A 22000-nucleotide genomic window follows, 5' to 3' on the forward strand; every position below is an offset into this window, starting at 1 on the left:
AATTTCACTTATTTTTATCATACAAGGAACTAGCTATAGTATTTAATGACGGCTTTGTTGCATACGATGAACTTTATCTTTGATGCCTGCAATAATGTCTTTGTTCATGCTGTTTTGAGCCTTAGTGAGTATATCGCCAAATAGTTCATCCATATTGATTTTAGTGAAATCAACTTTTTGTAATTCCTTAACAGTAAGGCCTCTACAATTTGGACATTCAGGTGTTCCAAAGTCTATTTTTAGCTGTTTTCTTGCTTCTTCCTGAAAAATTCTAGCAAGTTTCGACTGAAAGCAGCAATAAGTAGACTTTCTGGCTAAGCAAATACCTAATATCGGAATTCTTGAAGAACAGTAGGTTCCAATATAGTAGCAGTAACCTTTTTTTCTATATAGAGCTAATTCTTGTTCCTTAGATTTACATTGCGATAAGCCTATATCACGCCCCCAGCCAGTCATTGAAGAACAGCAATTCAAAAAACTAAATATATCTTTTTTGCATTTGCGATGTTTTCCTGAAAATACAGAAACGGGATTTGTTTTAATGTCCTTGCTCATCTGATTTAGCATTGCTAGATGAGCTACTTTAGCTATATCCCTGTTTGGTATAATAGTCGGAGTGTTACAATTACCTCCTAAACAAAAGATCGAGTTATTACGCAACGATGAGTGTAGCATTGTTTGCTTCTCAGTTGAACAGCTGTAATCGTGCTGCCATAGTAAACAAATATTTGCTACTGATTTTTGGCAAGTGCTATTTTTTAATTCGCAATTTTGAATTTTAAGGTGTTTGCAACCATCTTTTGGATCGCTAGTACAAGAAAAAACAATCTTTTGTTTCCAATATGGACGATTGACTTTAAACTTGTCAAAAAATACTCTATCACCACCATCATAGTTGATTCTATTGACCTCATAGCATTCGTTACTTTCTGTTAATTGCTCAAGTTCAGGGTTTAAAACTTTCCAATATTCTGCTACTTCCCTTAGTTCTTGAGTCTTATCTCTGTAGTCATAGCGAAGTGTACATATTTCATTTATTTCATGTAATAAAAAATTTCTACCAATATGATGTATAGATACACCAAGCCTATTAGCAATAGCCAATTTCATTTGTTTTACAATTGCTTCGGGATCATCTGCTAGGCAGTATATTTGCGCACCTGATTCATCATCATAGACATCGCTACGACTATTAAGCCAATTACTATGATTCTCCTTTATTTCTTCTGTTGCAAATTCCATTTGCCGGGTTTGCCATGGAAGCCATACATTCTCTAATCTGCACTCAACGTTTAATTCTCGAGTAAGTTCAATATTGAACTTACTGCCTTCAGTACAACTTTGAATAATTTCAGTATTAGTTGTACTTGTCTGAGTTACGAAGTTACTGCTATCAAGGGTACTTAAAGGATCAGATTCAATTCTCATTGAATTAGCTATCATATAATTTTGATCGTTGATATTATGTTGAGTTAAGGCATTGTTTTTACTGTTTTCAGCTTGAAATAACATTGCTCCACTTTCTGTACCAAGCTGATTACGGCCATGATAGGTTAAATCCTCATCATTATTAGGATAATTGACATTACTACCTTGATGAAATAATTCTTGTGTATTTGAAGAATTTCCAAGATTTACATTATAGTTGCTAGCTTCATTATAACTGCTTTGCATTGAAGCTAAACAACAGCTAATATTGAGCGTTATTAAAGTTAATATAGATAATAATCTCATTGAGTATTCTCATTCATAATTTCTATTGCTATTGCTAAAGGAATATGGCCAGTTAATTTCTTGGTTAATCCTCTTTTTTTATCATCTATTACTATTACTGGTACAACATCAATTTTATATTGTTCAAACAAGCTAGGATCTATATCGAAGCTAATACCAAGCTCCATAGTTTTATTCTTTGTTTGTGTAAATGAGTTATTAATTAACCCACGCATAATCAATTGAGCTCCAGCCTTTTGAGATTCAGCAAAATAGCTTTTTAAAGCCTCATCACTCATTGAAAATGAGACAAAAATAAAAGTTTTTTGCTTGTCCAAAAAAAAAGCATTAGCATTATTAACAAATAATAAAACCATCAACATCATTACTCGTATAACCATATTCCTCTCCAAGCTTTATAAATCAAAGCAAACAACAATCTCTTTTTCGCCAAATCAAGTAACCAAAATCTTCACCATTAACTGGAAATTCTCTGCCGGCTTGCCATGTAGCTTCTGTTTGACCTATGCTCTTGCAGGATTTAGTTTCTGGAATCGGATAAGTCATTTGTAGTCGATATTGACTTTTCTTCATGATAGGCATAGGATACTTACCACATAGGCCTTTATAACCATAATATCCCCATAACATCAGCTGCCTATGCATCTTAGCCATAAACTTACTTACCATTAATACAGATGTTCCAACTCCACCATTATGCGCTGCAGCAGTTTCAATAAAAGGGTAAAGCATTCCTTGACATTCGGCACACCAAAAAGCATAATCACTTGCTAATAAACCAGCACTGCAACTCATGCAATCAGCTATACATGCTTGATAAGCAGCTACATTTTGAAACAACAACGTTTCTGGATTTAAAATCGCAGATTTAGCATCATCACTCCATAATGGATCAAACTCTGTTAAATATGCTATATCGACTGCAGCCATTTCCAGACAAATAAAATCAAGCAAAATTTCCAGCCAGTAAATCACGGGATAGACATACCAATGTTATACAAATGCATGTGATCTTGAACTTATTAATAAAGCAAGAAGCTCAAATCAATTTTTAGTTGTACTACTGTTCGTTTAATGTATAATAATATTCACATTTAATGTGTAATAACTTTTGAAAGTATAACATAATTTCAGGGAAAACATATGAATAATTATTTACAGCTTCGTGCCCGCTTGCTATATGCTACTGCAAGGAATATCTTTAGTTCTACAAATAAGCATCCTTTACCTTATGCTGCTAAAAAAGGACACATAGATGTAGTAAAATATTTGGTAGACCATGGTGTCAATCCAAATACACAAAATGTCTGGCACAATACTGCGTTACATATTTCTTCTCAGAGAGGCAACTTACATATAGTAAAATTTTTGCTAGCTAGTAATGCTAATCCAAATCTACAAAATGAATCTAAAAATACTGCTTTACATTATTCTGTTGAAAAAGGCGACATACATATAACAAATATTCTGTTAAATCATAAAGCTAATATCACTATACAAAACAGCTTTAATCATACTCCTTTTAAAAGATGTTGGATGAAATATATTGAAAATTCAGAGCAGAATTTAGAAATGATGAGATTATTGATTACTCATATAGTTAAGATAGAACGTGCTAACTTAGTAGATACTAATTCACCAGGTTTTTTACAAAATAAAGAGCTTATTAGTGAATCAGAAGAGCTAAATGGACTCAAACAGCAATGTCATAAAGAAATAGAAGAAATGAAGTCTATTTATGTTAGCAAAAATGACTTATCTTTTTTTGATATATTTGTTCTGAAAAAAGACATGAATATACTAGCAAGATGTGTAAATAATCCTGATATCGTAAGGCATCAGAATAAATTTTCCATGTATTCTCCCTTTATTGAAAAATCTATTGAAGAAGGGAAAGCAAGAGCTAAGCTGCTACAAGGAGCAGCTGAATCAATGGATGAGATATTTGAATCCAATCAGGATGCTTCTCAAAAAAGTCAGACATCTTGGTCTCATTTGCCACCAGAAGTAAGGCTTATGATATTAGAGAATTTAGGTAATGACGATTTAACAAAACTTCAACACAATGAGGAAGCAGCAGCTGAGGCTGAAGCTCAAGTTGAAGGAGCATATGCTATATATGAGGGAGAGTAGCGCAAGTGTCAAAGCTCTCTGTAGCATTGGTTGTTGCAAATCGCTTGTTCCATACTGTGGAGCAGCCATAGTTGCTAAAATGGATGAAAAGTTAGATAAAAAGTCGGATCTAGCCTCTATAGACTTTGCGCTGTCATCCTCTGGTACTTCGGAAAATGGATTAATTGATACAGGATTTTTCATGTCAAATTCTATGTAGCTACCGCCTAGAATCAAGCATGTACGCTTAAATGATCTTCCATAATCAAGAACAAAAACCTTACCACCAACTCCTAGAACCGATAGCATTAATTCTTGCATAAAAACAGATTTTCCAGACCCTGGAACTCCAGCTATACAAAGTTTAAAGTTCTCATTTGGAGCTACTGCATTCTTATTTAATGCAGGTAATAAAGCTCCACCAAAAGGTAACCAATACATTATTTGTCCTCGTCTACCAGCTAGTAACATACCTGGAGAGCTTAAATCACCTTTCCATTCACCGATTATTGGTAATAATACTTTACTCTCTACAGAAACAGTTTTTATACCTCTACCTAAGCTAGAAAGCGCTACTCCAACTCCTGATGTTTTATTTTGACCAAATACACCTTTTGGGCCTTGTTCAACTAATTGCATTGGTAGTGCAGCTAGTAACACGGCCACATGATCATATTTGCATGGAACAAAATACCATCCACTGCGTCTTAACATCGAGCAAAACGCTGATGCAGATTGCTTAGCTTTCATGGACCTAAACGTATCTTTTAAAGCATCTCGTCTGCGAATCATATCATCGATATTTACATTTACATTAGGTATAGTCACTGAAATCAACAATACTACATCCTTTACAGAGCCTGACTTTTGAGCTTGATCACGCAAAAACTCTGTTCTTTTATTAGCTAACTCAATAAATACCTCTCCTTTACGATATGACTGCCAGTTGCTTAAAAAATTCTCTATGCCGAAACACTAGCTTCAACCAATGTCCATGCAAGCAATACAAAACCTATTGAACCACGATTAAGGAATAGCTGAGTCTCATCATCATATGATTCATAGACAAAATGTTTAGAAAATCTTTCTCGATTTATTGATCATATTTCTACAAGTATTAGTTCATAATACTATACTTAATAACTTGAACATTGACAATTGTAATACTCGTATATTACCTCTTTCTAACTGTTTCTGATTCTAAATTTGCATTTGCAAACATGCGAACAATAAATAAATAGCTATTAATTAAAACTATATTTTTAATATATCACATAATTATAACGCAACATTCTCTCTTGCATACATTTTCTTCACTAGCTTTCATATTTTTCCTTATCCTAATCTGGCGTTATTAGGATCGAAAACTCCATCGGCAACCATTTTCTTTATTTCATATAGAGATTTGCATTTTGGACCTTTAGGAATTTTACAGTCAAAATCACTTTCGAAAAAGAAACTGGTTATGTTTATACAACCCAATAGCAATAATAAAAACTTCATTACAAGTATTATTGTGATGCTTATAAAAGTTAAGGCAATTACTTGCTTTAGGCGAATAATACTTGCTAATTCTGATAACTTGTATCAGAAATCTCAAGCTTAAGCAAATTGTTAGCTTTTAACTCATATTCTACAGCATATATATTACTAACACCGACTAGTCCAATCAAACCTATCATAAACCTCAAAACTCTAATACTCATTTTTTTATTCCATTCTCTTTAACACCACTCAATAACAAAAGGTAATTAGGAGTTCGCTTGTAAGTCAAAAGGTAAGTCTTATCGACAGCTATATGTTTACTATCGCTAAATCAATAACGAAGCGTTCCACTAATTAATACTCCATTCATTTATCACTTCAACATTCTTCGGAAAAAAGACTGAAGATACATTTGAGCCTTTAACAAATTGCAAATGATTCTGAAAAAAATTTTTAAAGATTCAGTATTACTGAATGCCACTTTCATGTCTGCTGTTTGTCTTTCTACCTCATTTGGAGAAGTAGTAAATAAAAATTTCATCACATAAATTGCCCATTCCTTTAAATAGGTTTCATGGTAATTTTTTGATGAAACCATCATTTTACGATCAGGCTCCATTGCTGGAATTAATAACCACTTTTCTTCTTTGGTAATTGCAGCCATTATCGCAATTATATTAGCTGCAGCTAGCAATATAGTTACTGAAAGTAAGCATTTATTATATTTAACCAGTTTCATCATATCCTAACTCAAATTTTAAACAGAGCTTATCTTTAAATTTTTGATGTGAAGCAATATTATCTTTGGATACACCAAGAATTATCGTGTTTAATTTATTGAATTCAGAAATAGCTTCATTAAATTTCTGTGCTTCAATTGTACACCCAGGAGTATTATCTTTTGGATAAAAGTATAGTACTAAATTTTTACCTTCATAATGACCTAAATTTATAATTGAATTACTAGTAGTAATCATATTAAAGTCTGGGGCATCATCATTAATTGTTAAATTTTTCATGTTTAGTCTCGTAAATTGGCGCACTTAGCAATTTCGTTAGCAAATTTTTGTATTGCATCTCGTACAACATCTGTATTAAGATGTATATAAAATTTTGTTGATTGATGGTCATTATGATTTAACAATTTGCTAATTACAGCTATTGGTATTCCAAATTTTGCCATCCAACTACCAACAGTTCTTCTAAGATCGTGTATCCTTAAATTTTTTAATCCAGCTCTTTTACAAACTCTTTTCCATGCTACATTTATGCTCGTTAAATGTCCGCTATTTCCTCTTTGTCCAGGAAATACCCACTCACTTTCTGATGAATATGGATACTGTTTTAATTTTTTTATTAGTAAATTTATTAATGGCACTGTTTGCGATTCTCCATTCTTAGTCTCTCGTATATACCACACTCCTTCTTCCAGTCTTATATTTTCCCAACACATTGATAATACATTATTTCTACGAGCTGCAGTATATAAACTTATATAGACAAAATATTTTAAGTATGGATTCTTATCTTCTTCAACTGCTGCTAAGAATCTTGGCATCTCTTCTAGAGTTATATATCTATCTCCTGCTTGCATTTTATGAATTTTTATTCCATTAGCTGGATTTTTTTCTATTAATTCTAATTCTACTGCTATGTTCAATATTGCATTTATTAACTTAAGCGTTTTATTTGCTGAATATTTACCACCTTTATTTGCATTATTAAATATCTTATAAATATCTTCTTTTCGAATATTAGAAACATGAATATCGTGCAAGTTTTTTAAATAATTATTCATAATGCCTTTGTATAAACTTTTGCTACTATCTTTGAGTCTTCACTGATTAATATATAGATCATATACCTCCTTCAATGTTGATGCATTCTTTGTTTTTAAAGGATCTATTCCTTTAGCAATTTGTCCCTTTAAAATCAGCGTTTTTTTCTAGCATAATTAACAGATATATTTGGAAAATTCCATAACTTAATTTTTCTATATACTCCTTTAATTGTTATCCCTAAATAAAGTGTTTTAGTTTCTCCATACAATACTTCTAGAAATAAACCTTTGTCTTTAGTATCTCTGTATACATCTCTTTTTTCTTTTGGGGGCTTTATTTTACTTATAGCTATTTGTGTAAAATATAATATCACTACCATAATAAATCACCTTTATTCAACTATTAATATTTAAGATTAGAAAAACAATCTGTTGTATGCTTTTTTTGAAAAAGCAAGTTTTTTCGTAATAATTCAATAAAAAAATTAAATGATTTTTTAAATCTTTGCTTCAACTATAGATTATAGCAGCATTGCAATTTTAAGTCTTAGTTGAAAAATCGCGAATTAATACTCATTTAGGGTGTATTTGTGCTGTATATGTTCTGATTTTTTTTAAACTATGTATACTTGCATTGACAAAAAATATAAATTCAACTACTGTTAAACTAACGATATATTAAACATTAATAGTAGGTTTCATATACTTTACAGGTAATAGGACATTATTTTTTGCTGCTATCTATTAATTCACTTTTTGTAAAAAGTGTTAATCATAGAACTTTTAGATATTTTTATATATCTATATATGTCCCTGAAAAAAGTTTCAGGTTGACCTGAAATTTCTTTCAGGTTGGGACGAAATGTTTTTTCTGGTAAGGCTATATTTTCTTCTTTTCCTTTTTCACTATAGTGCTGAAAATTTTTCAGAATTTTTATGCAAGGGACATTACGTAACTTAAGATTGTCTTTAATGATTGTCCTATTTTCAATTTCAATAAAACCTGCATCTCTTAATTCTACTAAGCATTGCCTAACTCTTCTTTGACAAACATTAAGCTTATCCTCATAAAGCTGATAACTTTCCTGTAATTCATCTATATCTTTGTTGTAATAGATATGTAGTCTAAATACTATGAATGATAAAAGCTGTTTAGATGTTTTACTTAATGCTTTTCCATTATCTCCAGTTAGCTTTCTCCATTCTGGTGGAATGATATTTCCAATAAAGTTATAAAATATTGTGTCATTATTGTTACTATTTTTTTTAATAATATTGCAACTATTAGTTAAAAAGTCGAATACTACAGGTCGCATTTTTCATCTCCAAAAATACAGCTATAGTAGGTGTTTTAGAAAATAATTTTTTTACAAATTACCATCAAATTTTTATGCAAAAGGTTGAAAATAGGTTGAAAAAAATTTTTATGCCAAACCTATATAAATCTTCATACTTATACTATCTGCCTTAGAAGACCAATTTTGCTTATAAGTAGTGTTTTCAGGTATTATCTTGTCTAGTTCAGTATTAGCATTATCAATTGTTAATATATTGTTTACAACTTTATTTGTAGCTGCTTTTACCTTATCTACACTAATTTTAGTATAAATTTCAGCTGTTGAAATACCACTATGCCCTAACATTTCAGCTATTGTTTGTAGTTCTTCTCCATTATTTATCGACCAAGTTGCAAACGTTCTTCTAAGATCATGTATTGTTACATTCGGTATTCCAGCTTTTTTGCGAATTTTATCCCATGCACATTGTATTGCCTCATTTGACCAGTGTTTGCTATTATCTCTTGGACTTAGCAATACCCATTCACTATTTGTTTCTTGCTTTAGGTATTTCAATATTGTTATTAATGCATCAGCTAATCCTATATATAGTGTCTTTCCACTTTTACTCTTAGTTTTTTTTGGTATATGCCATATTTTCTCTTCAAATCTTATCTCTTTCACATCTCATTCCTGAGACATTACTTTTACAGGCTGCAATTAATAAACTTATAAATGTAAAAATTTTTCCTGCTCGTTCTGCTCGCTTTTGTGATTCTATTATAGAGCTTAATTTCATAAGAATATCGTTTGCTGTTACACAGTGTTTTTTGGCTGTTTTTTCGTCAAAAAGCTTCTGAATATCTTCTACGGTAATCTCAGATATCTTTGTATGGTAGAAAGGTGCTGTATAACTCTTTACCATTACATAGGTTTTCTTCCAACTTTTTTCATGATAAATACTACTATATTCAGTATATTTTTCATGCACCTGTCAGAATGTTAGTTCATTTTGTAATTCAAGTTTCTTATGTCTTTTTTCTCTCTTTTCTCTATTTATCTTGCGTCTTTCCTCCATTGGATGTATTCCGTTAGCAATATCCTTTTTCAACTTCATTACCTTCTTCCAGACTCTTTTACAGTCAGATCTGGTGAAGTTCCTATTTTTATCTTATAATATATGCCACCAATGTTTATTACTAAATAAAATCTTCTAAATCCAGTATATGATATTATCAAAAGTAGGTTCCTTTCTTTTGTATCTCTAAACTGGATTATTTTTTCTTCTTTGGTTGGTACTTTTATTTTATTTAATGCTGATTGTGTAAAGTTAAATAATATTACTGGCATATTTATCACCCTTTATTAATTTAAAATTGAAGTAATTAAATAATAACTTATTAATTTTTAAAATTAGCTTAAACTTATAGTCTGTAGTATGATTTTTATTTAATAGCAAATACTTTTGTAAAAATAAAAAATATTTTTAAGCAACGTTATCAATTGAAGGTTACTCTAAGCTTATCAACTACAAATTCAAGTTACTTGATTAAAAATTAGCATTCCAATTAGCTAAATATCATACATATATTTGTGTTATATTTGTGCAATTACCATCAAGATATTATTATCATATTGACAAGTAATATTAATACATCTACAGTTAAATTTATATATCAATTTAAACGAGAATAAACTACATAGCAGATTTTATAAGGTATATAAAGCTCACAATAACTCTTGCTTTGACTTATTTTTTCTAGTTAGTTAAATCATCTTAAACATGAAAGGTACTCCTATATTGTGATACATCATAATATGAAAGAGCTGAACGGCTAGGAGTAAGTAAGTTAAGTATACAAAAAGCATTCAAGAGATTAAATATTACATATAAAAAAGCTTTAAAACATCCGAAGGCAAAAAAGAAGAGAGGTTAAAATTGCAGAATAAGATAAAAAGGTACAAAAATAAAGAAAAAGTTATTGTCTTTATGGATGAGCAGTTTTATTCATAGTACCTAGAACTCACGAATATGCAGCAAAAGGCATAAGATGTTATGGTGTTTATAATTGACATATATCAAAGAGAGAACTAATATTATAGGAATATTAGTAGATAAATTTCTGTAACAGTATCAATTTTTGACTGCAATGTTAATACTGCTATTTTTATTGGGTAGAACAGGATTTAATTTCAAGATTACCTAGTAATTCTGTAGTTATGATCTACAATGCAAGCTTTCATAAACTTCCTCATTTAAAAACTATGATAGAAAAAGATAGATACATATTAGACTATTTACCTCCTTATTCTCATAATTTAAATTCTATTTCACAAAGTAGATAACATAACTGTTTTATATAGATTTAGCTATATAGCAAGATATGTATCTTATTTTATAAGATACATAATATACTATTGACAATTTTAGTAAAAAAACTATCAATGTAAGGTTGAAAAAATGAAAGAAAGAAATTTTGTTTATGAATTGTTGGAACAACATGACTGATAGTACTACTAGTAACATAACGTGTAATTGTAGTCAATCTTGTCAAAAAAATATATACGGTTCGTATTGTCAAGGAATTGATATCTGGCTTGCTTTAGGATATACAGTTGCATTATTGATTTTAGGTTTTATAGCATACTACTATAAGAATAAGTGTCAGGACCTAGAAAGAAAAATAAAACATATGCCTCAATCTTTAAATGTTATGCCTGGTACTCAAGGTGATTGTTATTTTAGTACTGCAGAAGAAGTAATATCTGACTGTCGTGTTTCTAGTTTAGAATTAAATAATGTACTTAGCCCATGTAATTACAACTGCGAAGAATCTCTTCAGCAAAATCCTAGCTCTAATAATCAAAATAACAATGAAGAGCATATTATTGTTCACCAAAATCCTACTTATTTTTTTAGAGGCATCAATGCAAATTCTTGCACCTCTATTGATAATAATTTGTTTTCTATAGATGATAGTTCTATGGTTGGAGCAACAGGTAGTATCATGATGGGGACACTTACTGGTAATGTAATGGATGACTTAGAATAATAAATCTGTTTTAGTTTGCCTAGAATAAGATGTTTAATATTATTCATTATTTTATTGATTTGAATATTAAATTATATTAGTTGTTTATATAAGCAAATATAGCCGATATAGCTCAGTTGGTAGAGCAGCATATTCGTAACATGCAGGTCAGGGGTTCAACTCCCTTTATCGGCACCACAATGTCTTTCTGTTTGTAATCAGATTTCTGTAATATTAATTTCCTACTTAAATGACCAATAATTTACACAGTTGCTACTTTGTTTCATGATTAATTTTCTTTAACATGCATTCTATAGCAGAGCTTATTTTGCTTCCATTATGTAATATCGAATAAGCACAGTCAATAATATGACAATTAAGGTTTAGTTTAACTGTTAGAGGATATAAGATTTTAGCTGCTTTAATTCCTTCTATTAAATTTGGATTAGTATTATTGCTTAGATCAGTATAGTATTCATGTTGCCCTAAATCATAACCAAATTTTGTATTACGAGAAGTAATGGCATAACTAGTTAATATTAGGTCTCCTATTACTCCAAATTCACTAATATCTGGGTTTGTACTGCCAGCTGCTCTAGCAAATGCCACAATTTCCTTTATTCCTTGAGTGATAATAGATGCTTTACAGTTTTGACCATATTGTTTAGCAATAATAATACCAGCAATGATAGCAATGATATTTTTAAATGCGCTTGCAACTTGAATAGTAATAATATCTTCAGTAGTACTAGTTATAACATTAGGGCTATGAAATAATGTAGAAATGTTGAATCGCACTTCTTTTTGAATAGCAGCAATTGTCAGAGCGCATGGCAAACCTTGGGCTACCTCATTTGCTAAATTTGGTCCAGCTATGATGAATAAAGGATTATTTGCTAAATAATCTTTTACTACGTCACTTAATAGTTTAGATTGATTATGATCTAATCCTTTGGATGCAATTCCAATAATGGCATTATTAGAGATGCCATGTTGCTTTAAATTTTCAATAGTAGCTCTTACTTGATCTGATGGTGTAACAATAATGATTATTTCATGATCAACAATATCAGAAAAGTTGCTAGTAGCCTTAATAATACTTGGTAATATGATATTAGGTAGGTATTTTTTATTAGTATGCAGCTGATTGATTTCTTGAGTATAAGCTAAGTGTCTAGTATATAATGTTACTATGTGATTATTACGAGCTAGAAGCATAGCTATCGCTGTTCCCCAAGCTCCAGCTCCTATTATTGCGATTTTCATATTTAAAATAATTTTAGTTATTGAAATAGTTTATTTGATTTTAAAAAGTATAAATTGTTGATTTAATTAACCACTGTTCCAGTCATATGATCATTATCAATACCTGTTAATTTTACATTTACTATCTCGCCTATTGTTTGCCTAGTAGCAATATAAGTAGGAATAAAATTTTCACTGTGTCCAAATTGTTCTTTTTCTACTAACACTTTAACTATCTTGCCTATTTGTTGTTGAAAAAATAGTTGTAGTTGTTTTTTTCCTTCATTACGCAATAATTGAGCTCTTTTTTTTCTGATATGTTTTTGCACTTGTGGCATTTTACTAGCTGGAGTATTTTCTCTTTCTGAATAAGGAAAAACATGTAAATATTGAATTCCAGTTTCTGAAATCAAGTTTAAGCTATTATTAAACATAATTTCAGTTTCAGTAGGAAAGCCAGCTATCATATCAGCTCCAAATGATGCATCTGGAAGAATTTTGCGCATTTTGTTGCAAAATTCTATTATTTGTTCTCTAGTGTGACGTCTTTTCATACGTTTTAATATCATATTATCACCTGCTTGCAAACTAATATGAAAGTGTGGCATTAACCGTGGTTCATCAGTCATCAATTTAAATAATTCTTGATCTATTTCAGCTATATCTATTGAAGATAATCTCAATCTTGGTAAAGCTGGTACTAGCATTAAAACACGTTTAATCATTTGAGCTAAAGTAGGAGATCCTGGCAAATCAGCTCCATAAGAAGTTAAATCTACTCCTGTGAAAACTATTTCCTTGTACCCTTGATTGATAAGAAGCTTAATCTGCTGAGTTATTACACCAATTGGTACAGATCTACTATTACCTCGAACATATGGTATTATGCAAAATGTACAGCGATGGTTACAGCCATTTTGGACCTGTATAAACGCTCTCGTTTTACCATCAAAATTGCTAATCATATGAGTAGCAGTTTCTTGAATTGACATAATATCATTTACTTGAATTTTATTTTCATCAAATTGATAAAATTCAGGATACAGCTTTTCCTCGTTACCAAGTATTTTATTCACTTGTGGCATTTGATTAAAGAGACCAGGGTTGTTCTGAGCTGCGCAACCAGTAACAATAATCTTAATGTTAGGATTTTCTCTTTTTGCTTTTCTAATAGCTTGCTTAGCTTGCCTTTCAGCTTCTTGTGTTACAGTACAAGTATTAAATACTATAACATTATCAAGATTAGCAATTTTGAGATTCTGTTTAATAATCTCACTTTCATATGCATTTAAGCGGCAACCAAATGTTATTACCTTATTAGTGTAAGTACTAGTACTTATTTTATCTTCATTCATTTGAATTGTTATAATTATAGGATTATAAGTAGCTTTATTTAATACTACTTTACTAAGATTAGCAAACTATATCACTATATAATATAGTTGATAGTTTTTAACGCAAGTTTAGGATAAGTGGAAATATGAAATGTAGAGAATAAAAGGTACACAAAGAGAGAATGTTGAGTTATAAAAAAAATTTAAATAAACAAGGAATAACACAACATGAAAAAATGTATTATAACAGTATACTATTTAATAGACAATTTTTACAAGATATATCAAGAGTGGGGGAGAAAGAGATTAATACCAAGTAGTAATCAAAGGAACAGAGATGGGAAGTTGTCCTTAGCTGAGTTATTAACAATAGCGATATATTTTTATGTATCTCAATGCAAGGATTGTAAAAATTATTATCTATATTACTTGAGTTATAAGTATAAAGGATACTTTTGCTTACCAAGCTATAGTAGAATAATACAACTGTGGCCTAGAATGTTGCTACCATTAGTCGTATTAATGCATTATCTGAAAGGAAAAGAGACTGGTATATATTACATCGATTCTACAAAGTTAGCAATTTGTCATAACAAACGCATTTTCAGCAATATAGTTTTTAACAAAATTTCTAAAATTGGTAAGAGTAGTTATGGCTCGTTCTTAGGCTTTAAGTTACATCTTATAATCAATAATAAAGGCGAAATAATGTCAGTTAAAATTAGGCAATAAAAGCGACCTATCTGTAGCTTCAGTTTTTTCCTAAAGGCTTATCTAGTAAACTGTTTAGTGATAAAGCCTACATATTAAGGAGTTATTTCATCAACTGCTGACTAATGGTCTACGTTTATTTACTAATCTTCGTAAAGATATGAAAACATATTTATTGGACATACAAGATAATCTGTTATTAAATAAACATTCTTTAATTGAGTCTGTCTTTAATGTACTAAAAAAACATATGCATTTAGAGCATACTAGATACCGTTCTCTTCTTAATTTCTTTGTTCATATAATTGCTTCTCTTGCTAGTTATTCTATCTCTACACTTAATCCCCATCTTATCTCTTTTTCTTCTCCTGACTTCTTATCCTAAATTGACGTTTGATAATGTTGATAATAGAATAGTAGTAGAATATTTAGTACGTAAAAGTAAAGGATTGCTATTTGCTGATGGTGGATTTATTAGTTAAAAACTTGCTATATCACCTACTAATCAATGTTTAGAGCTAATCACAAAAATTAGATGCAACATTAAAGAAAAAGTAATTTATCCTATAAAATCTCTACTGCTTAACAAAAGGCATATCATATAAACTATTAATTGTCAGTTAAAATATCTTTTCCATGTTAGTATACTCACCATAGGTCTGTTATGAATTTTCAAACTAATGTCCTTGCTTATATTTTTAAGCATAACAAAATTTCTGTTTCTTTTCCAAGTTTAAATTATCTTTCTCTTTCTTTGCTTTACTTATGCTTTCTCAATTATATTAAACTAGTGTATGTTAACTACCGCTTTTTTTGATGTTGAATATTAAACAGCATTAGTATTGGTGCTGAAACAAATATTGATGAGTAAGTTCCAACTATAATACCAATAAATACAAGAATACTGAAACTTTTAATAGCAGCTCCACCAAATAATATTAGTGCTAAATTTGCTAACAAAGTTGTAAATACAGTTAATATAGTTCTGGATAATGTTGCACTAATACTGATATTGATTATATCTTCGATAGGTTTACTAGAACTATTGTTTTTATTCATATTTTCCCTAATACGATCATATATAATAACTGAATCATTTACTGAATAACCGATAACTGTCAGTAAAGCTGCGACACTGCTAAAATCAAATTCAAGGCCACTAATACTCATAAATCCTAGAGACAATATAGCATCATGCATAATTGCAACTAATATACCTACACCAAATTGCCATTTAAAACGAATCCATACATATATAGCGATTCCAACAAGAGCTAGAGCTAAAGCTTTAATACTAGACTTAACTAAATAGCTACTTACCTGTGGTCCAATAAAACTGGTTTTTCTTAACGTAACTTTACAATTGAGTTGTGTTTCTAGAATGCTTTTTACTTTGTTAGTTATTAAGCCAATACTATTATTATCTTGAGATTTGTTTGCTATTTTAATTGAGAAAACATCTTCAGCTCCAAAATTATGTATAGATAATTTTCCAAGATCTGCATTATTTAAAGCTGATCGAATTGAGCCTAGTTGCTGTAGAGGAGATATTTTAATCTCTAAATTTATTCCCCCAATAAAGCTAGTGCTAAGGTTAAGCTTAAAAATTAATAGGCTAGCTATACTAAATATAATTAGTAAAATTGAAACTACATAATTTAGCTTTCTGAATCTAACAAAGTCAATGTTTATCTTACTAAGTATTAGTTCGAGTGGTAAAACCGGCATTTTAACTCCAAAATATTTTATATTATCTGTTCGCAATACTCTTTAACATATCAGTTAATATTAATTTAAGTCAACATTGTAGGTCATATCATTTTTTTCATCTTCTTCTAATAAGATTGTGTTTTTAATTTTATAAATTATACTTAAAGCTTCTTTAGGAGTTAGTTGGTCAGGATTAAGTTGTTTTATAATTTCTATTGTTTTAACAGGATAAGGTGGTACAGCTATATCCATACTTTTTGTAATATTGTTGTTAGATTGATTGATATCTGCTTTATTGTGTTCAAGCTCTAGTAATATTTCCTTAGCTCTGTTAAGTACTATTCGAGGTAAGCCAGCAAGTTCTGCAACATGTATTCCGTAAGATTTATTTGCTGCTCCTTCAATAATCTTGTATAAAAATGATAATTTATCATTTGAGTCATGAATTTTAACAGTGAAATTTTTTAATGACTGTAATTTTGATGCAAGATCTACTAATTCATGGTAGTGAGTTGCAAACAAGCATCGACAGCGAATGTTAGAATGAATATATTCAAGACAAGACCATGCAATTGAAATGCCATCATAAGTAGAAGTGCCTCGACCAATTTCATCTAATATTACAAGCGACCTAAATGTGGATTGAGCTAGAATCACAGATGTTTCTACCATTTCAACCATAAAAGTAGACTGTCCACTAGCAAGATCATCTGCTGCTCCAATACGACTAAATAACTTATCAACCACACCAATTTGAGCCGATTGAGCTGGGACATAGCAACCTATCTGAGCAAGTATTACAATTATTGCATTCTGTCGCAAAAAGGTGCTCTTACCTGCCATATTTGGACCAGTAATTAACCATATTCGTTGATCGTTTTGTAAATTACAGTCATTGCTAATAAAACTTTCATGTTTTTTTGTTATTAATTTTTCAATCACAGCATGTCTGCCATTAACAATATTAAATGCTAAATCACTTGTTATCTCTGGTCTACAGTAATTATACTCATGTGATATATAAGCGAAATTACAAAATACATCTATTAAACTAATACTTTTTGCTAAGTGACTTAATTTTTCAGACTTTAAAGATATAGCTTTACATAACTCAGCCAAAATCTCTTGTTCAAGAGCTGCTGCCATTGTCTTCGCATTTAGCATTTTAGCTTCTAAAGTCTGTAATTCAGTAGTAGTAAATCGAACAGCAGTAGTAGTAGTTTGCTTATGTACAAATTTTGAATCAGTAATTTTATGAGCATTTTTACTACTAACCTCAATAAACATTCCCCAAACATTATTATGACAGATTTTTAATGTCTCAATGCATGTTTCTTGACGATATTGTAACTTTAATTGTTCAATAAAGTTAGAACTGTTGTGAATTAAATTGCGTAATTCTTCCAACTTAGTGCTATAACTACTTTTAATAAATCCACCATCATTAGCACTATTTGATAGATCATCTAACAAAGCTGAGTCTAGTAGATCATATAATTCATCATCTCCAAATAATGGATTATAAATTTCCTCTAGGTATTTAGAGATATTTTCTTCTTCTAAAACTTTATTTAACTCTTTTTTAATGCTTAATGCTATCTTTAAAGATATTTTTATAGATTCCAAATCTTTAGGTAGCGCTTTTGCTATTAATATTCTGCTTAGTGCTCGTTCTATATCTGGTACCAACTTAACAAGTTCTCTTAAATTTTCAACTAACTGTAAATTTTGGTAAAAGAAATCTGTTATTTGTAATCTTGAGTTAATTAAGTTAACTTCTGCTAAAGGCGTTGACAGAAACTTATGTAATAACCTCCCACCCTGATTTGTTACTGTAGCATCAATTACTGATAATAAACTACCTTTAAAATTTCCGCTCAAAGTAGATGTTAGTTCTAAATTTTTTCTTGCTGACGCATCAATTAACATGAAGTTTTCATAACTTACTATCTGTGGAAACGGCAACTTAGATTTACTATGCTTTTGCATAATGCTAAGATACTCAAGAATAGCTCCTACTGCTGATACTTGAGTACTATTAAGACTACCGATAGAATCAATTGTAACAATTTCGTAATAATTTTGAATGACTCTTTGAGCTTTATTAAATGAAAAATAACTTTCTACTTGGTATACTATTTTTTGCTTATAATTATCAAATAAAGCCAATAAACTTGAATTATGCTGTAAAGATTCTGATAAAATTATTTCTTTAGGATTTATTCTTGATAATTCACTGGTTAAGTTATGTATTGAAACATCGATAACTATAAATTCTGCAGTGCTAACATCACAATATCCTATAGATGCTATATCTTTATGAATAACAATTGCTGCTAAATAATTGGGCGCGTTAGCTTTAATTAAACTTTCTTCAGTTATAGTACCAGAAGTTAGAATTCTTACTACTTCTCTTTTTACTACAGCTTTATATCCATTTCTTTTTTTAGCTTCTTCTGGTGATTCTAACTGCTCACATAATGCTACTTTATGTTCTTGTTCAACTAATCTTGGTAAATAAGATTCTAAGGCATGATATGGTATTCCACACATTGGTAAATCTTGACCAGCATGTTTGCCTTTTTTGGCTAAAACAAGACCGAGTAACTTACTCACAATAATAGCATCATCAAAAAACAATTCGTAAAAGTCTCCTACACGAAATAAGAGAATACAGCATTGATGTGTAAATTTTATATCAAGATATTGCTGCAACATTGGTGTTGCCTGATGATATTGATACTTATTTCTAAAATCTTCTTTAGTAAGCATTATTAAACAATAATTTTAGGAAATAATATTAATTATATAACTAAAAAGTTATTTATTTTTTATTATTAGCTACTAGTAAAGTATAATCTTTATGTAAGAATTTTACATTTAATATCCAAATTATACATACAATAATAAAGAATATAGTTAAGAATATAATAATATCATCATATTTGATAGAGGGCATAATTGAAAAAATTGCAAACTGCATAATGCTACTAACTGCTTTACCGATTTTAGCTCCAGCAACTTCAACTGCTGCTTTACCTTTTGTTTTCATTTCATCATTAAGTGGAATATAAGCCATTTCCTTTGTAGCATCAAATACAGAGTATTTTACTCCTTTAGCTAAAACATTTTGTATAGTTCCAATTAATACAATAATAGATAATGGAGACATACCATCTTTTACTATTGCTACAAGATAATTTTCAAGTGCAATACTGCTAAAAAAACATGTACCAATAACTAAAATTATTACTGGTGTAATAACTGCTCCCCAATACCATCCTAAATAACAGATTATACTACAACTTAAGAATGAACATATTATTGAACTTATTCCTGTATAAATAAGAGTTGTACCTTGATATGCCATAAATTGTTCAGTAGTAGAATATAACTCTTGAGTCTTAGACATCCATACTCCTTCTATAATATTTATTACAATACTATAAGAGATAATCATACAACAAATTCGCCACAAATAGCTTGATGATAGAATTACTTTTATGCTTTCTTTAAAATTCATTTTAGAGTATTCATTATTGCTTGAGCGTATACTATTATTTTTTAGTGAGTGTATTATGTAAGTTTCTATCAAACGATGTAATAATAATATGACAATTGTTGATAGAATAACAATTATCATTAATGATTTTATCGATAATTCATCTTTACTCAACTCGCTACCAAGCCATTTTGTTAAAATATGATTTTCCCTAGAAAAATATACCACTATATTACCAGATATAAGTAAATTAGATTGCCCAAATAAAGTAAGGAATGGATAAAAATGACCAGCTTCTTTAGTAGTAGTAATTTTATTAGCTAACTGCCAATAAAGTAATGAAAAAACTACAATTGGCCATAACTCTCCTATGATGTAAAATAGTACATCTCCCCAATGTCCCCACATTTTTATAAACCATTTAAAGTGAGGAAATCGCAATATATATAGTTCAACAGTTTCAGGATTTGGATAAAATAAAGTATGATTTGGCAAAATGATAAAACTATAAGCTGCAAAGAATAGTAAAAAAGATAGAACTATAATTCTAAAGGCTTTTTCAGCTGTGACTACATTGCATAATTTTGAGTAAAAAATGATAAACAGAAATCCAATTGGCATTTCTCCCCAAAACTTTATGAAACTAATTGACTCTGCTCCAATTTGAGTGGTTACAATAGTATTTTTAATAGCTCTAACAACATTTTGATTTAATAGAACAGCAAACATTAATAAAGCCATTAAAATGAATTTCATTAGTTCTGGCGACCTAATTGGCCATAATATTTGTCTTAATTTGCTATTACGTAGCTTTTGAAGATAAGATAGTCCTAAATTTGATTGTATATAAAACATAACATTTTCTTTTGAAGGCTATCAAGCTGCAAAATTCTTATTAATTTTATTGTGTAGTGATACAGCTGTTTTATAGCTTTATAGAGTCAAGAAAATAATACTTGTTTTGGTGCACCCGATTGGATTTGAACCAACAACCTTTGCCTTCGGAGGGCAATACTCTATCCAGTTAAGCTACGAGTGCTTAATTTTAATATCTGCACCAACCCAATAATTACTAATAATCTACTTGTGCTTTTTTACATCAAAGACATTATATTAATAAGCGTCTTTTATTGCAACTACTTCATAATTCTTTTCGGTAAAGTTATTGAAAATCATTGAATTAATCATTTAATTTTGTATTAACTTAATTTTATTTAAGCATGTCCTATAAACCTGGATTATATATTGTTTCTACTCCTATTGGTAACTTTAAAGATATTACACTTAGAGCGCTAGAAATATTGCAATGTTCGAGCTATATACTATGCGAAGACACTAGAAAATCAAAAAAACTACTAGCAGAATATAATATTAGCAAAAAAATGATATTATATAATGACTATAGCACACTTAAAACTAGAGAATATATAAAGCATCTTATTACTAATAAGAAAGTAGTTAGCATAATTTCTGATGCAGGTACACCTTTAATATCAGATCCTGGTTATAAACTTGTAAAGTTTCTCCAGGAGAATGATTGCTATGTTAATATAATTCCTGGAGCTTGTTCTGTTATTGCTGCATTAGCAATTTCAGGTATGCCAACAGATAAATTTATATTTTTAGGATTTTTACCTAAAACTACTACTGCTAAAGAGAAGCTTCTAAAAACTCTATATAACTCTAACTTAACCATTATCATGCTTGAAACAGCTAAGCGATTACTTTCATCTCTTAGTAGCATATTAAAAATTTTAGGTGACATTGAAATCTGCGTTGCACGTGAGTTAACAAAAATTCATCAAGAAGTAAAAAGAATGAAAGCTAATGCAATGATTCAATATTATCAGAATAATATAGCAAAAGGAGAAATAGTATTATTAATTTCTCCACAATCTATAACAAAATCTGATATTGAGCAAGTAACATGTTCAATAGAAGACAGAATATTTGAACTTATCAATCAGAATTCTACAACAAAAGACATTGTAAATTTAATTTATGATACTAGCAACAAACTTTATAATAAATCTGATTTATACAAGATGGTAACTAAAATAAAGGACAATTTACAGTAA

At 29.8% G+C, this 22000-nt stretch carries 18 protein-coding genes, 2 tRNA genes and 5 pseudogenes; 6 read left to right on the plus strand and 19 right to left on the minus strand.

Translation table 11 applies throughout. The annotated features are described in order from the left end of the window. Nucleotides 1–42 precede the first annotated feature (42 nt). The 3 genes and pseudogenes from traN to DK405_RS09065 all read right to left on the minus strand — a co-directional run. Nucleotides 43–1734 (minus strand): conjugal transfer protein TraN, encoded by a 1692-nt coding sequence (traN, locus tag DK405_RS09055; RefSeq protein WP_064612722.1) that lies wholly within the window; start codon nucleotides 1732–1734, stop codon nucleotides 43–45. Continuing rightward, on the minus strand, nucleotides 1731–2114 hold the full coding sequence (gene trbC / locus DK405_RS09060; RefSeq protein ID WP_064612721.1) for a type-F conjugative transfer system pilin assembly protein TrbC: 384 nt from the start codon (nucleotides 2112–2114) through the stop codon (nucleotides 1731–1733). Before trbC ends, traN begins: the two co-directional genes overlap by 4 nt. Nucleotides 2115–2136: 22 nt before the next feature. After that, nucleotides 2137–2727, minus strand: a pseudogene (locus DK405_RS09065) (TraU family protein); the annotation flags it as partial. 150 nt (nucleotides 2728–2877) lie between these two features. Here DK405_RS09065 and DK405_RS09070 point away from each other — a divergent pair. Further along, complete coding sequence (locus DK405_RS09070) at nucleotides 2878–3867, plus strand: ankyrin repeat domain-containing protein (protein WP_064612720.1); 990 nt, start codon at nucleotides 2878–2880, stop codon at nucleotides 3865–3867. Here the strand turns inward: DK405_RS09070 and DK405_RS09075 are convergent. From DK405_RS09075 to DK405_RS09115, 10 genes and pseudogenes are all read right to left on the minus strand, one after another. Next, nucleotides 3781–4943 (minus strand): annotated as a pseudogene (locus DK405_RS09075) (TraG/VirB4 family ATPase). The gene DK405_RS09070 and the pseudogene DK405_RS09075 overlap by 87 nt on opposite strands. Before the next feature lie 471 nt (nucleotides 4944–5414). Further along, nucleotides 5415–5552: a hypothetical protein gene (locus DK405_RS12880; protein ID WP_162562990.1), complete on the minus strand. Its 138-nt coding sequence runs from the start codon at nucleotides 5550–5552 to the stop codon at nucleotides 5415–5417. Then, nucleotides 5549–6073, minus strand: a pseudogene (locus DK405_RS09085) (TraE/TraK family type IV conjugative transfer system protein). Before DK405_RS09085 ends, DK405_RS12880 begins: the two are co-directional and overlap by 4 nt. Further along, complete coding sequence (locus DK405_RS09090; protein WP_410522036.1) at nucleotides 6057–6350, minus strand: peroxiredoxin; 294 nt, start codon at nucleotides 6348–6350, stop codon at nucleotides 6057–6059. Before DK405_RS09090 ends, DK405_RS09085 begins: the two are co-directional and overlap by 17 nt. Nucleotides 6351–6352: 2 nt before the next feature. Further along, a complete protein-coding gene (locus tag DK405_RS09095; RefSeq protein ID WP_081420607.1) occupies nucleotides 6353–7129 on the minus strand; it encodes a tyrosine-type recombinase/integrase in 777 nt (258 codons plus the stop codon). Between the two features lie 134 nt (nucleotides 7130–7263). Then, nucleotides 7264–7491: an Arm DNA-binding domain-containing protein gene (locus tag DK405_RS09100; RefSeq protein WP_045912527.1), complete on the minus strand. Its 228-nt coding sequence runs from the start codon at nucleotides 7489–7491 to the stop codon at nucleotides 7264–7266. 369 nt (nucleotides 7492–7860) lie between these two features. Next, nucleotides 7861–8427 carry a hypothetical protein gene (locus DK405_RS09105; protein WP_081420558.1) on the minus strand — a complete coding sequence of 189 codons (567 nt, stop codon included), beginning with the start codon at nucleotides 8425–8427 and terminating at the stop codon, nucleotides 7861–7863. A 108-nt stretch (nucleotides 8428–8535) separates the two neighbouring features. Then, nucleotides 8536–9072 (minus strand): tyrosine-type recombinase/integrase, encoded by a 537-nt coding sequence (locus tag DK405_RS13380; protein WP_064612818.1) that lies wholly within the window; start codon nucleotides 9070–9072, stop codon nucleotides 8536–8538. Further along, nucleotides 9053–9379 (minus strand): hypothetical protein, encoded by a 327-nt coding sequence (locus DK405_RS12885; protein ID WP_045914937.1) that lies wholly within the window; start codon nucleotides 9377–9379, stop codon nucleotides 9053–9055. Before DK405_RS12885 ends, DK405_RS13380 begins: the two co-directional genes overlap by 20 nt. Before the next feature lie 125 nt (nucleotides 9380–9504). Then, nucleotides 9505–9738, minus strand: coding sequence for a DUF4102 domain-containing protein (locus DK405_RS09115; protein WP_064612817.1), 234 nt, complete (start codon nucleotides 9736–9738; stop codon nucleotides 9505–9507). An 834-nt stretch (nucleotides 9739–10572) separates the two neighbouring features. Between DK405_RS09115 and DK405_RS14430 the strand changes: the two are divergent. From DK405_RS14430 to DK405_RS09135, 3 genes and pseudogenes are all read left to right on the plus strand, one after another. Continuing rightward, nucleotides 10573–10734 (plus strand): annotated as a pseudogene (locus DK405_RS14430) (transposase); the annotation flags it as partial. A 137-nt stretch (nucleotides 10735–10871) separates the two neighbouring features. Then, entirely contained in the window at nucleotides 10872–11441 is a 570-nt protein-coding gene (locus DK405_RS09130) for a hypothetical protein (protein ID WP_045912893.1), read from the plus strand. A 101-nt stretch (nucleotides 11442–11542) separates the two neighbouring features. Next, nucleotides 11543–11618, plus strand: a tRNA-Thr gene (locus DK405_RS09135). Between the two features lie 75 nt (nucleotides 11619–11693). Here DK405_RS09135 and DK405_RS09140 read toward each other — a convergent pair. Continuing rightward, entirely contained in the window at nucleotides 11694–12686 is a 993-nt protein-coding gene (locus tag DK405_RS09140) for an NAD(P)H-dependent glycerol-3-phosphate dehydrogenase (protein ID WP_045912894.1), read from the minus strand. 62 nt (nucleotides 12687–12748) lie between these two features. Next, nucleotides 12749–14020, minus strand: coding sequence for a tRNA (N(6)-L-threonylcarbamoyladenosine(37)-C(2))-methylthiotransferase MtaB (mtaB, locus tag DK405_RS09145; protein WP_045912895.1), 1272 nt, complete (start codon nucleotides 14018–14020; stop codon nucleotides 12749–12751). A 207-nt stretch (nucleotides 14021–14227) separates the two neighbouring features. On the opposite strand from mtaB, the pseudogene DK405_RS15505 reads away from it, so the two are divergent. Then, nucleotides 14228–15095 (plus strand): annotated as a pseudogene (locus tag DK405_RS15505) (IS982 family transposase). Between the two features lie 416 nt (nucleotides 15096–15511). Here the strand turns inward: DK405_RS15505 and secF are convergent. The 4 genes from secF to DK405_RS09170 form a co-directional block, all read right to left on the minus strand. Beyond that, the gene (gene secF, locus DK405_RS09155) at nucleotides 15512–16438 is read right to left on the minus strand and encodes a protein translocase subunit SecF (protein WP_045912706.1); all 927 of its coding nucleotides are present in this window, start codon (nucleotides 16436–16438) and stop codon (nucleotides 15512–15514) included. A gap of 60 nt (nucleotides 16439–16498) precedes the next feature. Next, on the minus strand, nucleotides 16499–19192 hold the full coding sequence (gene mutS / locus DK405_RS09160; RefSeq protein ID WP_045912707.1) for a DNA mismatch repair protein MutS: 2694 nt from the start codon (nucleotides 19190–19192) through the stop codon (nucleotides 16499–16501). Between the two features lie 52 nt (nucleotides 19193–19244). Beyond that, nucleotides 19245–20777 (minus strand): Npt1/Npt2 family nucleotide transporter, encoded by a 1533-nt coding sequence (locus DK405_RS09165; RefSeq protein ID WP_045912708.1) that lies wholly within the window; start codon nucleotides 20775–20777, stop codon nucleotides 19245–19247. A gap of 107 nt (nucleotides 20778–20884) precedes the next feature. Continuing rightward, nucleotides 20885–20961, minus strand: a tRNA-Arg gene (locus DK405_RS09170). A gap of 181 nt (nucleotides 20962–21142) precedes the next feature. Here DK405_RS09170 and rsmI point away from each other — a divergent pair. Next, the gene (rsmI, locus tag DK405_RS09175) at nucleotides 21143–22000 is read left to right on the plus strand and encodes a 16S rRNA (cytidine(1402)-2'-O)-methyltransferase (RefSeq protein ID WP_045912709.1); all 858 of its coding nucleotides are present in this window, start codon (nucleotides 21143–21145) and stop codon (nucleotides 21998–22000) included.

This window comes from Orientia tsutsugamushi (genome assembly GCF_900327275.1).
Classification (GTDB): domain Bacteria; phylum Pseudomonadota; class Alphaproteobacteria; order Rickettsiales; family Rickettsiaceae; genus Orientia; species Orientia tsutsugamushi.

Bases quoted from the DNA above. Each gene is read 5' to 3' on its own strand.
- traN (WP_064612722.1), bottom strand. From the start codon at position 1,734: ATGAGATTATTATCTATATTAACTTTAATAACGCTCAATATTAGCTGT.
- trbC (WP_064612721.1), bottom strand. From the start codon at position 2,114: ATGGTTATACGAGTAATGATGTTGATGGTTTTATTATTTGTTAATAAT.
- DK405_RS09070 (WP_064612720.1), top strand. From the start codon at position 2,878: ATGAATAATTATTTACAGCTTCGTGCCCGCTTGCTATATGCTACTGCA.
- DK405_RS12880 (WP_162562990.1), bottom strand. From the start codon at position 5,552: ATGAGTATTAGAGTTTTGAGGTTTATGATAGGTTTGATTGGACTAGTC.
- DK405_RS09090 (WP_410522036.1), bottom strand. From the start codon at position 6,350: ATGAAAAATTTAACAATTAATGATGATGCCCCAGACTTTAATATGATT.
- DK405_RS09095 (WP_081420607.1), bottom strand. From the start codon at position 7,129: ATGAATAATTATTTAAAAAACTTGCACGATATTCATGTTTCTAATATT.
- DK405_RS09100 (WP_045912527.1), bottom strand. From the start codon at position 7,491: ATGGTAGTGATATTATATTTTACACAAATAGCTATAAGTAAAATAAAG.
- DK405_RS09105 (WP_081420558.1), bottom strand. From the start codon at position 8,427: ATGCGACCTGTAGTATTCGACTTTTTAACTAATAGTTGCAATATTATT.
- DK405_RS09115 (WP_064612817.1), bottom strand. From the start codon at position 9,738: ATGCCAGTAATATTATTTAACTTTACACAATCAGCATTAAATAAAATA.
- DK405_RS09130 (WP_045912893.1), top strand. From the start codon at position 10,872: ATGAATTGTTGGAACAACATGACTGATAGTACTACTAGTAACATAACG.
- DK405_RS09140 (WP_045912894.1), bottom strand. From the start codon at position 12,686: ATGAAAATCGCAATAATAGGAGCTGGAGCTTGGGGAACAGCGATAGCT.
- mtaB (WP_045912895.1), bottom strand. From the start codon at position 14,020: ATGAATGAAGATAAAATAAGTACTAGTACTTACACTAATAAGGTAATA.
- secF (WP_045912706.1), bottom strand. From the start codon at position 16,438: ATGCCGGTTTTACCACTCGAACTAATACTTAGTAAGATAAACATTGAC.
- mutS (WP_045912707.1), bottom strand. From the start codon at position 19,192: ATGCTTACTAAAGAAGATTTTAGAAATAAGTATCAATATCATCAGGCA.
- DK405_RS09165 (WP_045912708.1), bottom strand. From the start codon at position 20,777: ATGTTTTATATACAATCAAATTTAGGACTATCTTATCTTCAAAAGCTA.
- rsmI (WP_045912709.1), top strand. From the start codon at position 21,143: ATGTCCTATAAACCTGGATTATATATTGTTTCTACTCCTATTGGTAAC.